General features: G+C 58.5%; 13 protein-coding genes, 1 tRNA gene and 1 pseudogene. 8 read left to right on the top strand and 7 right to left on the bottom strand.

All coding sequences use genetic code 11. The features are described 5' to 3' along the window. Positions 1-64: 64 nt before the first annotated feature. The 5 genes from ACW9UQ_RS16825 to ACW9UQ_RS16805 form a co-directional block, all read right to left on the bottom strand. Positions 65-391, bottom strand: coding sequence for a matrixin family metalloprotease (locus ACW9UQ_RS16825; protein ID WP_458932171.1), 327 nt, complete (start codon positions 389-391; stop codon positions 65-67). A gap of 848 nt (positions 392-1,239) precedes the next feature. Next, entirely contained in the window at positions 1,240-3,285 is a 2,046-nt protein-coding gene (fusA, locus tag ACW9UQ_RS16820; protein ID WP_458932170.1) for an elongation factor G, read from the bottom strand. A 402-nt stretch (positions 3,286-3,687) separates the two neighbouring features. Continuing rightward, positions 3,688-3,764: transfer RNA gene (locus ACW9UQ_RS16815), tRNA-Met, on the bottom strand. 63 nt (positions 3,765-3,827) lie between these two features. Then, entirely contained in the window at positions 3,828-4,241 is a 414-nt protein-coding gene (locus ACW9UQ_RS16810; protein ID WP_458932169.1) for a VOC family protein, read from the bottom strand. Continuing rightward, a complete protein-coding gene (locus ACW9UQ_RS16805) occupies positions 4,241-4,504 on the bottom strand; it encodes a DUF2312 domain-containing protein (protein ID WP_458932168.1) in 264 nt (87 codons plus the stop codon). The genes ACW9UQ_RS16810 and ACW9UQ_RS16805 overlap by 1 nt, the downstream gene beginning before the upstream one ends. A 106-nt stretch (positions 4,505-4,610) precedes the next feature. On the opposite strand from ACW9UQ_RS16805, the gene ACW9UQ_RS16800 reads away from it, so the two are divergent. Next, on the top strand, positions 4,611-4,820 hold the full coding sequence (locus ACW9UQ_RS16800) for a hypothetical protein (RefSeq protein WP_458932167.1): 210 nt from the start codon (positions 4,611-4,613) through the stop codon (positions 4,818-4,820). On the opposite strand, the gene ACW9UQ_RS16795 is transcribed toward ACW9UQ_RS16800, so the two are convergent. Both ACW9UQ_RS16795 and ACW9UQ_RS16790 read right to left on the bottom strand, forming a co-directional pair. Continuing rightward, entirely contained in the window at positions 4,812-5,786 is a 975-nt protein-coding gene (locus ACW9UQ_RS16795) for an alpha/beta hydrolase (protein ID WP_458932166.1), read from the bottom strand. The genes ACW9UQ_RS16800 and ACW9UQ_RS16795 overlap by 9 nt on opposite strands. Continuing rightward, the gene (locus ACW9UQ_RS16790) at positions 5,783-6,583 is read right to left on the bottom strand and encodes an alpha/beta hydrolase family protein (RefSeq protein WP_458932165.1); all 801 of its coding nucleotides are present in this window, start codon (positions 6,581-6,583) and stop codon (positions 5,783-5,785) included. Before ACW9UQ_RS16790 ends, ACW9UQ_RS16795 begins: the two co-directional genes overlap by 4 nt. Here ACW9UQ_RS16790 and ACW9UQ_RS16785 point away from each other — a divergent pair. The 7 genes and pseudogenes from ACW9UQ_RS16785 to tnpC form a co-directional block, all read left to right on the top strand. After that, the gene (locus ACW9UQ_RS16785) at positions 6,582-7,736 is read left to right on the top strand and encodes a glycosyltransferase (RefSeq protein WP_458932164.1); all 1,155 of its coding nucleotides are present in this window, start codon (positions 6,582-6,584) and stop codon (positions 7,734-7,736) included. The genes ACW9UQ_RS16790 and ACW9UQ_RS16785 overlap by 2 nt on opposite strands. 185 nt (positions 7,737-7,921) lie before the next feature. Further along, complete coding sequence (locus ACW9UQ_RS16780) at positions 7,922-8,686, top strand: ArsR/SmtB family transcription factor (protein WP_458932163.1); 765 nt, start codon at positions 7,922-7,924, stop codon at positions 8,684-8,686. Between the two features lie 108 nt (positions 8,687-8,794). Next, positions 8,795-10,777 (top strand): threonine--tRNA ligase, encoded by a 1,983-nt coding sequence (gene thrS / locus ACW9UQ_RS16775; RefSeq protein WP_458932162.1) that lies wholly within the window; start codon positions 8,795-8,797, stop codon positions 10,775-10,777. Between the two features lie 156 nt (positions 10,778-10,933). Beyond that, complete coding sequence (gene infC, locus ACW9UQ_RS16770) at positions 10,934-11,428, top strand: translation initiation factor IF-3 (protein WP_458932161.1); 495 nt, start codon at positions 10,934-10,936, stop codon at positions 11,426-11,428. A gap of 65 nt (positions 11,429-11,493) precedes the next feature. Next, on the top strand, positions 11,494-12,435 hold the full coding sequence (locus tag ACW9UQ_RS16765) for a lysophospholipid acyltransferase family protein (protein WP_458932160.1): 942 nt from the start codon (positions 11,494-11,496) through the stop codon (positions 12,433-12,435). Positions 12,436-12,630: 195 nt separating this feature from the next. After that, complete coding sequence (locus ACW9UQ_RS16760) at positions 12,631-12,876, top strand: transposase (RefSeq protein ID WP_458932159.1); 246 nt, start codon at positions 12,631-12,633, stop codon at positions 12,874-12,876. 182 nt (positions 12,877-13,058) lie between these two features. Continuing rightward, positions 13,059-13,803, top strand: a pseudogene (gene tnpC, locus ACW9UQ_RS16755) (IS66 family transposase); the annotation flags it as partial. Between the last annotated feature and the right edge of the window lie 118 nt (positions 13,804-13,921).

The following is a 13,921-nucleotide window of genomic DNA, read 5'->3' as shown; positions in this document are numbered from 1 at the left end:
AAAGCGTTTCGAGTTTACCTTGAGACATCACATAAAATCGAAACGCGTACACCATATAGGCTTATCACTGCGTTTCAGGATAATCTTTTGTCTCAGGTTTATCCCGAAACGCTTTAGCAAATGTTTCATCAGTCCCATAGTTGGCGCTGCCATTGTAATTGCCCTGATGCCCTAAACCAAGTGCATGCCCAATCTCATGCACGTATGTTTGGAAGGAGTAGCTATTGATCTTCGAACCGTAAGTTGCCACCCAATTGGTCGAGACATTAACGAAGGACGAAATAATCGTATTGCCGCTGTAGCTTGAGGTCGAATAAGCGCCGGAAGAATTGTCGTCAAAGGTAATATCCGCACTTCCTGTGGTCTCAGTAAACTCGATGTTTGCGACCATCTCCCAGGATTCCAGCGCCCAACGAGCAAGCTTTTTCCCTCCGCAGTAAGACCGGTTAAGTTAACAGTGATATTACCATTAGAAAAGCTGTGCCGCGCGCCGCCATCAGCTTCCCAGTATCCATCGGTCAGATAGTCAGCCAGTTGATCAAGCGTTCCCACCGGTGCGGACGCTGCTTCACCAAAGGTAAGCTGGTATGACCCCGCTTCGTCATCATTTGCAGAGCCCGCAACGACATAATATGTTCCAGACGTACCGGCGGTCACCTGAACTTGTGAATCTTCACCAGCTTCGCCGCCGCTGACAGCAACTTCATTGCCCTCTGCGTCGTAAACACGAACATAGGTATCGGCAGACCCGGAAACGTCGAATGTGTACGTTTCACCTGCCTCAAGTGTGACTTCGACCCAATCGCTGTCGTCTTCGCCGCTCAAGGTACCGTTAAACGTATCACCCAGTTGCATATCATAAATGGTGGAAATGCTTGAAGACGCGCCGGACGCTTCCGTTATCAAGCTGCTGGAAAGACCGTCTGTCGGTGATCCATCAAAATCCTCCCCGGTATCATGGCGGGTTAACACAGGGACAAGCGACGACCCAGGAGCAAACCCTACAACGCACCGCCCAGGCGAAAAGTGGACCAACTTGCCTGATCTCGGCACCTTTGTCAGGCGATTGGCTTACTGCTGTTCTGACAATCGCCGGACCAAAATATCTTCAAACAAAGCATACAAAGATCGCAGAGCAAAATCTGTCGCGAGGCTGCTCAGAACGCTTCCTGGCGGCATCTTTGCCTGTCGATTGCAAGCAAAAGCTCTGGCGGTCCCTATGGACCGCCAGAACAGTTTTTAGCATGCCATGCGTAAAGCATCGGCCAGCGATTTTGGCACCTCACCATAGTGGTCAAGCACCATGGTAAAGGTCGCACGCCCGCGGCTCAGTGACCGCAGGACACCAACATATCCAAACATCTGCGCCAGTGGCACATGGGCCACGACCAGATGTCCGGTCTTGTCCGTATCCGAACGCACGATCACACCGCGCCTTGCGTTCAGATCTCCGATAACCGTTCCCACGTGATCCGCAGGACAGGTTACCTCGACCTTCATGCAAGGCTCCAGCAGGATGGCCTCCGCCAGATGGAACGCCTCAACCGTGGCTTCGCGCGCAACCCGTTCGAACGCCGTGGCCGAGCTGTCATTGGGGTGGAATGCCCCATCAACCAGCGTGACCTTGGCGCCCGACATGGGCCAGCCATGACCGGTGCCGGTGCTCATCGCGGTCTTCACCCCGGCTTCGACCGCCGGGATAAACTCTGCAGGCACAGCACCGCCGGTGATCTCGTTGACGAAGACGAAGTCCTCGGCAGGGTCGACCACCAGCTTGACCCGGGCATATTGCCCCGGCCCGCCAGACTGTTTGCGCAGAGTCCGGTCCACCTCGGCCCGCTGGGTCAAGGCTTCGCGATACGCCACACGCGGCGCACCCAGTCGCGCGGTCACGCCATGGGTCTGCGCGATCTCCTCCAGACAGATCTGAAGGTGCAGCTCTCCCATGCCGGCGACAAGCGTCTGTCCCGTTTCCGGGTCAGTGCCCACACACAGCGACGGGTCCTCGCGGGCCAAAGCAGACAGCGCCTGCCCCAGCTTGGACTGGGCTTCCGAGTCCGCAGCTTCCACCACAGCTTCGATCACCGGATCCGGGCAGACCAGCCCATCCAGCACAACAGGTGCCTTCGGGTCAGCCAACGTATCGCCAGCCCGGACAGATTTCAGCCCCATGACGGCAACCACGTCCCCTGCTTCCGCATGGTCGAGATCAGCATGATCATCGGCATGCATCTTCAGGATCCGGCCCACACGCTCACGCGTGCCGGTCGTGGCATTCAGCACGGCCATCCCCTTTTCAAGCCGCCCGGCATAAAGCCGGACCGTGGACAAGGCACCGTATTGGGTCAGCTTAGTCTTACCAACCAACCCCAGCACCGGTGCCGCAGGGTCTGCGTGACACTCCACCATCTGGCCGTCCGGGTCCGTCCCGCGCACAGCAGGACGATCCAAAGGCGACGGACAGTAGGCCGCAATCGCGTCCATCAGCGGTTGCACACCGATATTGCGATAGGCCGACCCGGCCAGAACCGGAACGCCAGCGCCGCGGATACATGCCAGCCGGACAAGCCCGCGCAGCATATCCGCCGCAATCGCCTGACCATCAAGATAAAGCGCCAGAGCCGCATCATCCTGATCAACCACAGCTTCCACCAGCGCCTGCCGCGCGGTTTCAGCCTCGGCGCGCAACGCCTCGGGTACAGGACCAGCAACAGGCGTGGTTTCACCATCCGGCCAGACCAGCGCATCCATGGCGATCACATCGATCACCCCGGACAGATCGGACTCTGCGCCAATCGGCAGTTGAACCACCAAAGGTACAGCGCCCAGCCGCTCCTGTATCTGCGCCACACAACCGGCAAAATCCGCGCCCAGACTGTCCATCTTGTTGATGAAACAGATCCGGGGCGTGCCATACCGATTGGCCTGATGCCAGACGGTTTCGGACTGCGGCTCGACCCCCGCCACGGCGGAAAACACGGCGACAGCACCATCGAGCACCCGCAGGGATCGTTCGACCTCAATCGTGAAGTCGACATGCCCTGGCGTGTCGATGATGGTGATGTCGCAGCCGTTCCACTCAAGCGAGGTCGCCGCCGCCGAAATGGTGATCCCATGGGCTTTCTCCACTGCGCGGCTGTCCAGCTCGGTGTTGCCGGTATGGACATCGCCCGCCTTGTGGATCCGCCCTGCGTTCAGCAGGATGCGCTCCGTCAGTGTTGTTTTGCCAGCGTCAACATGTGCCATGATGCCAATGTTGCGTAATCTGTCCAATCTGCGGGTCATCGTGACCCTCCTTTCCGTCAGGCTGAACGCAACCAACCGCAGTTCAGGACGGCAGGCGAGAACAACCAAAGCGCCGGTTCAGAGGCGCAATATTAAGACTGTTTGGAAAGAGGAAAAGCCCTCGTGATGGAGACGCGCAAGAGTACCCCTGACGGATCGTCAGAGCGTCTCCCCTTTATAGCTATCTTCAGTCATCACGCGCCTCCTTTTGTGGCAGCGCCGTGGGTAAACGAGGGGTGATGCGCGTGTCAACACTGCTCGCACCATCGGCGGCGCATTGGCCGCCTGCGTGGCAGTTTGGTCAGATTGGTCTTAACGCTAAGCGTTAAAATACACTGCGTTTGAGGCGCATGCGCAAAGCCATGCGACAGCCCAGTATACTTTTCAGATGGGAGTGGGCGTTGGTAGCGGAGGAGGGACTTGAACCCCCGACACGCGGATTATGATTCCGCTGCTCTAACCACCTGAGCTACTCCGCCTTAACGGGCCGCTATTTAGGCGGCAGGGATGGGCGCGTCAATCGGGTTTTTGCAGAAAATGCCTCAGGCGTCGAACAGGGTGGCGGCGTTGGCAAATCCTTTGACCTCGATCGGGTTGCCGGCGGGGTCGTGGAAGAACATGGTCCATTGCTCCCCCGGCTGACCTTCAAAGCGGATGCCCGGCGGGATCACAAAATCGGTGCCTTCGGCCTGCAGGCGCTTTGCCAGCGCCTGCCAGTCATCCAGCGCCAGAACGATGCCCAGATGCGGCATAGGCACCATATGATCACCAACCTTGCCGGTTCTGGAGGTGGCAAACGGTTGCCCCAGATGCAGCGATATCTGATGGCCGAAAAAGTCAAAATCGACCCAGCTTTCGGTGCTCCGCCCCTCGGCACAGCCCAGAACACGGCCATAGAAATCGCGGGCCACGTTCAGATCGTCGACATGATAGGCAAGGTGAAAGATGCCGCGCATCACATTCCCAACGCTTCCTTGTAAAGCTCCAGTACGGCTTCTTCTTCGGAGATCTCGGCGGGGTCTTTCTTGCGCAGCGCGATGATGCGCCGCAGGACCTTGATGTCATAACCGCGGCCCTTTGCTTCGGCCATCACCTCTTTCTGCTGATCAGCGATATCCTTCTTTTCGGCCTCCAGCCGCTCAAAGCGTTCAACAAAGGCGCGCAACTCGCCTGCGGTGACGCGGTAGGAGCTTTCGGCCTGGGAGTCTGTCTCGTCCATCATAGTCTTCCTGATATGCGGGATTTGGATTTGCGGCACCCTAGACGCGAGGCCGGGCGGCGACAAGGTCTTGCCGAAGCTGTGGCGATGGTCTAGGCGGGCGGGCATGACATGGCTGATCTATACCGGAACCGGACTGGCCCTGCTGGGGCTGGCGGGCATTATCTTTTGTATCATCAAAGCACGGCAATCCCGCGATCTGGATGATCAGGAGGCTTTTCGCGCGGCGATGCAGAAGGTCCTGGTCGTAAACATGGCGTCGCTGGCCATCGCGGTGCTTGGGCTGATGGTGATGGTGGTCGGCCTGCTATTTTAGGGCCTGCGCCCAGTCGATCATTTGCCGCGACACCCAGACATTTTGCGACGGGCTCATGATATCGCCGACAATCACATGGTTGAACGGATCATCGTCTTCGCGCAGTTGCACGGGGTAAATCTGCGCCTTCCCGCCCCAGCGTGCCGCCACTGCACGGGCGGTCGGGGCCGAGACAACCTGATCGTCATCAGACAGCACAAACAGCGCCGGAATGTCGATCTGTTCATATTGGACATCCGACACCGCACGCAGCAATGCGCCCAGCGCGGCCAGCGTCTCTGACGGATAGCGCAGGGTCCAGCGGCGTTGGTGTTCATCATTGCGCGGTGCGATGATACGCTCGCTGCCTTCGATCATCGGTGCAATGCTACGCGCGAAAGGCCAGCCCAGAATACCGGCGCGCCAGTCTTTCAGGGCAAAATTGGGCGATACATAAATCACCCCGACAACGCCTTTGCGCTCCTCGGCCTGATCCAGCGCCAGGGTGGTCAGTGCCGCGCCGGTGGATGTTGCAATCACCAACACGCGGTTGCCGATCTGCCGACCAATGGCCAGTGCTTCCGCCATATCGGTGCGCCAGGCCGGAACGGTGCCATCCATCATCCCCGCTCCGTCACGGCCGTGACCGCTAAGCCGGGTATAAAGCACATTCGCCCCCAGATCCCCGGCCACGAGGGAAGGAACCGGCCGGATCTCCCAGGAGGTTGCGGAAAACCCGTGGACATAGACCACCGCCCATTCAGTTTTGGCCCGGGTCGCGGGATCGGCCCAGACAATGTGTTTTTGCGCGCCGCGCACCAGATTGGGCACATCCTCTTCCTGCCGATAAAGATACCCGTCGGGATCATCACCGATCACAGACGGATCGAACACAACCGGTTCGCCAATCGGCTCACGCGGGGCAAACAGGGCGATACCGCCAACCAAAACTACAAGAAAAACAATCAGATAAAGCACGTATTTCATGTCCGTTCCATTGCAGTTTCAGAGTGCGATCCAGCCGCCCTTTCGGTCACGTCTGTAATCGCATCGGCGATCAGCCCCAGGCATTCAGTGTCAGAAAAACGATGGTCCGCGCCCTTGACCAGCACCAGCCGCATATCCTTTGCATCCGCATGCGCGATTAGGCGCAGTGGGACGGATTGGGCAACATCGACATCCTCGGTACCATGCAGCAGCCGGACCGGAAACGGCAAGGCAAGCGGCGTGCGCAGGACCAGCTGGTTGCGGCCATCCCCGATCAGACGGCGGGTGATAACCATATCCATGTCATAGTCTGACGGCAGCTCGACACGGCCCTTTTCCATCAGCTCGCTCTGCTGCGCCTCGGAAAATCCGTCCCACATACTGTCTTCAGTGAAATCAGGTGCCGCCGCAATGCCCACCAGCCCTGCAATCCGTTCAGGCATCTGCTGGATCACCCGCAGCGCGATCCATCCGCCCATGGAACTGCCCACAAGGATTTGCGGGCCTTGCGTGACGCCCGCGATGATATCACAGGCATCACGCACCCAGTCGCCGATGCAACCATCCTCGAACGCGCCCGAGGATTCGCCATGCCCGGTATAGTCAAAGCGCAGAAAGGCCCGCCCCTGCTTTTCCGCCCAGTCCTGCAGAAATACAGCCTTGGTTCCGGTCATATCGGACCGGAAGCCCCCTAAAAACACAATTCCGGGTAAATTTTCTGCCGCAACGGAAGGTTTTACGCTATGATAAGCCAACGAAGCGCCGTCAGATGCGTGGAAGAGGTTTGAGCGTAACATGCAGTCCCTGAAATTGTCACAGTCTGATTTAGCCAATAGTCATGCCGCACAGTTGCGAATTCTGCAACTTCTGCCTGATTTGTCCGGAACGCCCATCAATCGCCGCGCCCTGTCGCTGAGCCACGCGATCAATACGGCTGGTGGACATGTTGCCGTCGCCAGCAGTGGCGGGCGGATGGAAGCGCTGTTCAGGCGCGCAGGTGCAGAGCATATCATTCATGAAAGCCGCGGGGGACGGTTTTCGCTGAAATCCACCCTGTCCTTGCTGGAAGAGATTCACCGTGCTGGAACGACATTGTTGCATGTCCACATGCTGGATGACGGGCTGGCCGCCAAGGCGTTGGCTGATGCTGCCAATATCCCGCTGGTAATGACCTGCCACGAATTGCCGGACAGCAGTCGTTTCTTTGCCCGCCGCTCCGTCCGCAAGCATCTGACCGGGCGGCCATTGATGGCGGTATCGCAATTCCTGGCGGATCGTCTGATCGGCGATTTCGGGGTGCCGCAGGACATCGTGCATGTGGTGCCTGCAGGTCTTGATATTCAGGATTTCAGCCCCGAGGTTGTCACCACAGAGCGCACGATTGCCCTGGCTGACAAATGGGGCGTAGTCGAGGATCCGCGCGCCATTGTTCTGGTACCGAATGCCAGTGCAGACCCCGCCTGGCTGCGGCAGATATTGCCGGTTGTCGCCGATCCGGACACGCCCGATATGATCTGGGTTCTGGTCGCCGAAGATGGCGGCGATGTTGATGATTTGATGGTCAAGTCTGGCGTCGGCGACCGGGTGCGCTGGGTCGAAACGATTGATGACTGGCCCGCCGCTTACAAATTGTCGGCTTTGGTGGTTGATCTGCCGCTGAAGCCTCAGGCGCATTGCTGGGCCGCGCTTGAGGCGCAGGCCATGGGACGACCGGTCATTCTGACCGATACCGGTGCTGCCGCCGAAGCAATGCTGCCAAATCAGACCGGGTGGCTAATCCCTGATGCGGACCCCAAAGCCCTGACCGCAGCCCTGAACAAGGTCGCCGCGCAAGACGAGCTAACCAACGCGTCGCTGTCCATGGCCGCGCGCAATTTCGTTGCAACGCGACAATCCGTGACGGCCATGCAGCAGGCCACGCTGGAGCATTATCGAAGCGCATTGGGCTGATTGCTTCGGCCGTTGCCCTTGCGCCAGCTTTGCATTTGGCTGGTTTGCCAAGACTGGCCACGCGGCTCCATCACCCTTTCATCAATTGATACCTAAGGCGCTTCGGTCCACAGAGTTGCGCGTCTTTGACAGCTCAAAATGTTACCCCATTGTCACGTGACTAAAGAATCACGTATAAGGCCGACATGGACGCGATCTTCAAAGCCCTCAATGACCCTGCCCGCCGTGCGCTGCTGGATTCGCTGCGCAAACGTGACGGGCAGACCCTGACCGAACTGGAAGAGCAGCTCTCGATGAGCCGGTTCGGCGTGATGAAACACCTTAAGGTTCTGGAAAGCGCCCAACTGATCGTCACGCAAAAGAAGGGGCGGTTCAAATACCACTATCTGAACCCGCTGCCTTTGCAGGAGGTAATCGACCGATGGATCGAACCTTTGCTGGCCAAGCCAACCGCGCGTGCCGTTCTGACCCTGAAAAACCGCCTGGAAAAAGGAGCTGCCACAATGACCGACCGACCTGATTTTGTTCACCAGACCATCATCCGCACCGATGCCCAAACTCTTTGGGATGCCCTGCTGGATGGGGAAATAACCCGACAATACTATTTCAATACCGCTGTAGAAGGCCGCGCTGAACCGGGGAAGGTGCTGACATGGCGCGGCCCGGATGGCGCCCCTGTTTTGTCAGGCCAGGTGATCGACGCTGATCCGCCCCGCCGCCTTAACCTGGGATTTGAGCCGCATTTCATGGGGCCGAATGCCCCAAAGTCGCGCCACGTCTTTTTGATAGATGACCTGCCCGGGGCATGCCGGCTGACGATAGAGCATTACGACCTGCCCAACGAAATGAAAGGGATTCGTGATGGCTGGGTGCTGGTCACATCGCGCCTTAAAACCCTTCTGGAAACCGGGAAAAGCCTGGATGTGACAATGGATATGCTGGCTGGATAAGCCAAAATGACAGGGCGGGCTTGACCCGCCCTGCGCTCTGCGTCATGTAGCGCCAACATAACTTGCAACCGGGCGTTCCGTGGGCGCCAAAATGACGAGGAGGCCGATATGGCACAGATCTCCCTTACCATGCCTGATGGCGCAAAGCGCGACTACCCTGCCGGGATTACCGGGGCAGAGGTTGCGTCTGATATCTCGAAATCTCTGGGCAAGGCCGCCTTCGCGATGAAACTGGACGGGCGGCTGGCCGATTTGTCCGAGGCCATCGACGGCGATGCCGCGCTGGAAATCGTCACCTCCAAAGACGCGGATGCGCTGGAACTGATTCGCCATGACTGCGCGCATATCATGGCCCGCGCCGTGCAGGAAATTTGGCCGGACGTTAAGGTCACCATCGGCCCGGTGATTGAAAACGGCTGGTATTACGATTTCGACCGTGAAGAGCCCTTCACCCCCGACGATCTGGCCGCCATCGAAAAAAAGATGAAGGAGATCATCAACAAACGCGAGCCCGTGACCACCGAGGTCTGGGATCGCGACCGGGCGATTGCGCATTACAAATCCACGAATGAGCCATTCAAGGTGGAACTGGTCGAGGCGATACCCGCCGATCAGCAAATCCGCATGTACTGGCACGGACACTGGCAGGATCTGTGCCGCGGGCCGCATCTGGCCCATACCGGGCAGGTGCCGGGCGATGCCTTCAAACTGATGTCGGTCGCCGGGGCCTATTGGCGCGGTGACAGCAAGAACAAGATGCTGCAGCGCATCTATGGCGTTGCCTTCCGCAATCGGGACGACCTGAAAGCGCATTTGCACATGCTGGAGGAGGCCGCCAAACGCGACCACCGCAAACTGGGCCGCGAAATGGACCTGTTCCATATGCAGGAAGAGGCCCCGGGTCAGGTGTTCTGGCACCCCAATGGCTGGACCATCTATACCCAGCTTCAGGACTATGTGCGGCGCAAGCAGCGCGCGGGCGGCTATCGGGAAATCAACACGCCGCAGGTCGTGGACCGTAAGCTGTGGGAGGCCTCGGGCCACTGGGAGAAATACCAACACCATATGTTCCTGGTCGAAGTGGACGAAAGCCGCGATGGCGAAAACGATGATGCGACGGCCAAAAGCAAAGACCACACCCGCATCAACGCGCTGAAGCCAATGAACTGCCCCTGCCATGTGCAGGTGTTCAATCAGGGTCTGAAATCCTATCGCGATCTGCCGCTTCGGCTGGCCGAGTTCGGCTCCTGCGCGCGGTTCGAACCCTCGGGCGCGCTGCATGGCATCATGCGGGTGCGCGGCTTTACCCAGGATGACGGGCATATCTTCTGCACCGAAGATCAGATTCAGGCGGAATGCGCGAAATTCATCGACTACCTTGCTGAAGTTTATCGAGAACTTGGCTTTGATAAGTTTGAGATCAAGTTCGCCACGAGGCCAGAAAAACGAGTCGGCAGCGAAGAAAGCTGGGACTATGTCGAAGCTGCGCTAGAGAACGCCATCAAAGCCGTGGGCCGTGATTATACGCTGGAACCGGGCGACGGTGCCTTTTACGGGCCGAAGCTGGATTTCTATCTGACCGATGCGATTGGCCGTGTCTGGCAATGCGGCACGTTTCAAGTCGATCCGAACCTGCCAGAACGGCTGGGCGCAAGCTATATCGGCCCGGATGGCGACAAACACCGCCCTTACATGCTGCACCGCGCCTGTCTGGGCTCGTTCGAACGGTTCATCGGTATTCTGATCGAAAACTGGGAAGGCAAACTGCCCTACTGGATGGCCCCGCGTCAGGCGGTCGTCGCCTCGATCGTGTCGGACGCTGATCCTTATGTGCATGAGGTTGTCGCCGCGCTGAAAGCCGCCGGTGTCCGGGCCGAGGCTGATCTGCGCAACGAAAAGATCAACTACAAGGTCCGCGAGCATTCCGTTGGCAAAGTCCCGGTGATCCTGGCCGTTGGCAAGCGCGAGGTTGAGGAACGCACCATTTCCGTCCGGCGTCTTGGGGAAAAGCAGACCTCTGTCATGGCGCTGGATGATCTGGTGGCCGAACTGGCGACAGAGGCCACGCCGCCGGATCTGCGCAACAATTGATCCAGCCACTTCCAAACCTTTCAGGAATTGGCTATATTAACCGAGAGGCGCATGAAATTGCGCCTCTCTCACTTTTCGTATGAAACAAATGAAGGATACCAGGCCATAGCCCGCAGACCGCACCACGCGCCGCCAACGCGCGACACAGGACCCCGCGTGAATGACCGCATTCGCGCAACTGAAATCAGACTTATCGGCGCAGAAGGCGAAAATGTCGGCGTCGTCAGCCCCGCAAGGGCGATGGAAATGGCAGAGGAAGCCGGGCTTGACCTGGTAGAGATCTCTCCCAATGCCACGCCGCCGGTCTGCAAGATCATGGATTTCGGCAAGTTCAAATACGAACAGCAGAAGAAAGAGGCCGAGGCCCGTAAGAAGCAGAAGATCATCGAAGTCAAAGAGGTCAAGTTCCGTCCGAACACCGACACGCATGACTACGATGTCAAAATGCGCAATGTGACCAAGTTTCTTGGCAATGGCGATAAGGTGAAGGTGACCCTGCGCTTCCGCGGCCGGGAAATGGCCCACCAGGATGTTGGCCGTCGTCTTCTGGAACGCGTCGCCGAAGACACCGAGGAAATCGGCAAGGTCGAACAGATGCCCAAAATGGAAGGGCGCCAGATGATCATGATGATCAATCCGGTCAAAAACTAACAGGCCCGAGGGCCGGGCCCGGCCCGGCCATCTTACCCAAGCCGGGATACGGATGATGGAACCCCATGGCTAACCGCTCGGCTTTTCTCGACTATCTTGAAAATCTGCCGCAACGGCTGCTCTATTGGCTGACCAAACCGATGAGCCGCCGCATGCGTGGTCGCTTCGGCGGCTGGGCCGCACGGCGCGCAATCCTGAATATGGGGGGATTGCGAGGCCGGGTGCGGAAAAATCTGGTGCATGTCTATCCAGACCTCAGCGATGCCGAGCGCGCTGCGATTATGCGCGATTTTGCCACCACCATCGGCCATACCTTTGTCAATGTCCTGCATGCCCGGGATTTCCTGAGCTCTATGGACCGGATCAAAGTAATCCCCGGTCCCGGTCTAGATGCGGTGACAGAAGCGCAGAAAGAGGAACGCCCTGCCCTGCTGATCAGCGGTCATTACGGCCCGTGGGAGGCAACACGGGTCGCCATGCGCAAACTTGGGCTGCAACCAGCGGCTTTTTACCGCCCGCTCAAGAACCCTTACGCCAACAAGGATCTGGTCGCGCGCTATTCCGACTTCGGCAAGCCCATGTTTCCCAAGGGCCGCACTGGGACGCGCGCCGTCATCAAGCATCTGCGCGACGGCGGGCTTTTGTGCCTGATGCATGATCAGCGCATGTTGGACGGCAAAGTTATGGACTTCATGGGGAAACCCGCGATGACATCTTTGGTTGGGGCGGAACTGGCGTTGAAATTCAACGCCCCGATTGTGCCGGTCTATCCGCGCTGGTGCGAGGATAACTATCATATCGAGATCCATTTCGAAGACCCCCTGCCCCATACCGATGCCGAAAGCATAACACAGGCGATGAACGACAGTCTGACCGCCCGCATCCGCAAAGAGCCCCGCCAATGGTACTGGCTGCATCGGCGCTGGAAGCTGACCCATGCTGCCCAACAAGAGGTCGATGACAGCTGGTACGCGCCGGACGAAGCCGAAGGGCCGGTTGAAGACTAGGGGCTTCGTGCCCCTCGACGACAGACAAACCTACGCCTCTGAATCACCTTCACCTTTTGACTGAGGGCCTGTTCCGGCCCTGTCCAGCGGCGGCTCGTCCCAGCTGTTCTGTATCCGTCCGGTTTCCCCGCTCTGACGGTGTGATGGAGGGCTTGATAGTGTCCACCATCGATAGTGGACATCATGGGGCACTCTATGGCGGGCAAGAAGGTTCAGAAGAAGCGGTTTTGGTCTGATGACGAGAAGCGCTCGATCTGTGCGCAGACATGGGTGCCGGGCGTATCGGTTGCGCAGGTGGCGCGGCGGTATTCGATGAACGCCAATCTGGTTCACAAATGGTTGCGCGATCCTCGGTTTGCGCCTGAAGAAGGGGCCGGTGAGGTGCTGGATACCATTGAGGCGGGTTGCTGCCTTTCGAGATTGCGGATGCCGTGCCGGTAGCGTCACCTTTCGATATGCAGGTTTCCACCCCAACGTTGACCGAGCCAGCCTCGGCGCAACGCGTGGACATCACGTTGTCAGATGGACGGCGCATTTTGGTGGAGGGCACGACGGCCCTTTCGGCAGTCTGGCCTTGGTCGAAGGGCTGATGTCTTGATCCCAGTGCCATCGAACACGCGGGTATCCCCGGTCGCTTTGTTGTGCGCCGCATTATCCGCCCACGCATGGCCTGCACCTGCTGCGAGGCATTCACTCAGGCTCCATTGCCGTCGCGCCCAATTGAACGGGGCCGCCCCGGCCCGGGCCTGCTGGCCCACGTGCTGGTTGGCAAATACTGCGATCACCTGGCGCTGGATCGGCAATCCAAAATCTTCGCTCGTGAGAAGGTCGCTGCACCACTCCACTCTGACCGATTGGGTCGGGCGTAGCACGGCGCTGCTCGAGCCATTGGCCGGTCACATCGGCAAACTGGTCAGGGCGGGCCCGGCGCTTTTTGCGGATGACACACCAGTCAAACTGTAAAGCAAGCTCAAGCCCAAGAAGACCCAGACCGCGCGGCTCTGGAGCTATGTGCGCGATGAACGCCCGTGGAATGGCGAAACCCCAACTTGCGCGTGGTATCAGTTCAGCACGGATCGCAAGGGCGAACACCCGGTCAACCATCTCTCCGGCTATACCGGCACCGTGCATGCGGATGGCTTTGCTGGCTTCAATGGCTTGTTTGGTGAGGGCAAAGCCGATGAACAAGCCTGCATGGTGCATGTGCGCCGCAAGTTCGTGGACGAGTTCGAGCGCACCGGCGCGGATATCGTCAAACAGGCGATCACGCAGATCGCAGAGCTTTATGCAGTGGAGAAGGAAGCCCGAGGCAAATCCCCAGAGGAACGCGTTGCCTTGCGCCAAGATAAGGCCAAGCCGGTCTTTGAGAGAGTGTCCGGTCTTTTGTGTATGACTGATCCGGTTCATGCTTCACCGAAAGGAAGCATGAATGACTATCTCAAAGGAAATTCTGGATGAACTTCTTCAGGGCGTTGAGCGCGCTGAA

Source organism: Halovulum sp. GXIMD14793, from assembly GCF_054457435.1.
This window is presented reverse-complemented; position numbering and strand designations above follow the sequence as displayed.

What these genes read in the sequence shown, in the direction of transcription:
- ACW9UQ_RS16825 (WP_458932171.1), bottom strand. Translation starts at nt 391, where the DNA reads ATGGTCGCAAACATCGAGTTTACTGAGACCACAGGAAGTGCGGATATT.
- fusA (WP_458932170.1), bottom strand. Translation starts at nt 3,285, where the DNA reads ATGACCCGCAGATTGGACAGATTACGCAACATTGGCATCATGGCACAT.
- ACW9UQ_RS16810 (WP_458932169.1), bottom strand. Translation starts at nt 4,241, where the DNA reads ATGCGCGGCATCTTTCACCTTGCCTATCATGTCGACGATCTGAACGTG.
- ACW9UQ_RS16805 (WP_458932168.1), bottom strand. Translation starts at nt 4,504, where the DNA reads ATGGACGAGACAGACTCCCAGGCCGAAAGCTCCTACCGCGTCACCGCA.
- ACW9UQ_RS16800 (WP_458932167.1), top strand. Translation starts at nt 4,611, where the DNA reads ATGACATGGCTGATCTATACCGGAACCGGACTGGCCCTGCTGGGGCTG.
- ACW9UQ_RS16795 (WP_458932166.1), bottom strand. Translation starts at nt 5,786, where the DNA reads ATGAAATACGTGCTTTATCTGATTGTTTTTCTTGTAGTTTTGGTTGGC.
- ACW9UQ_RS16785 (WP_458932164.1), top strand. Translation starts at nt 6,582, where the DNA reads ATGCAGTCCCTGAAATTGTCACAGTCTGATTTAGCCAATAGTCATGCC.
- ACW9UQ_RS16790 (WP_458932165.1), bottom strand. Translation starts at nt 6,583, where the DNA reads ATGTTACGCTCAAACCTCTTCCACGCATCTGACGGCGCTTCGTTGGCT.
- ACW9UQ_RS16780 (WP_458932163.1), top strand. Translation starts at nt 7,922, where the DNA reads ATGGACGCGATCTTCAAAGCCCTCAATGACCCTGCCCGCCGTGCGCTG.
- thrS (WP_458932162.1), top strand. Translation starts at nt 8,795, where the DNA reads ATGGCACAGATCTCCCTTACCATGCCTGATGGCGCAAAGCGCGACTAC.
- ACW9UQ_RS16765 (WP_458932160.1), top strand. Translation starts at nt 11,494, where the DNA reads ATGGCTAACCGCTCGGCTTTTCTCGACTATCTTGAAAATCTGCCGCAA.
- ACW9UQ_RS16760 (WP_458932159.1), top strand. Translation starts at nt 12,631, where the DNA reads ATGGCGGGCAAGAAGGTTCAGAAGAAGCGGTTTTGGTCTGATGACGAG.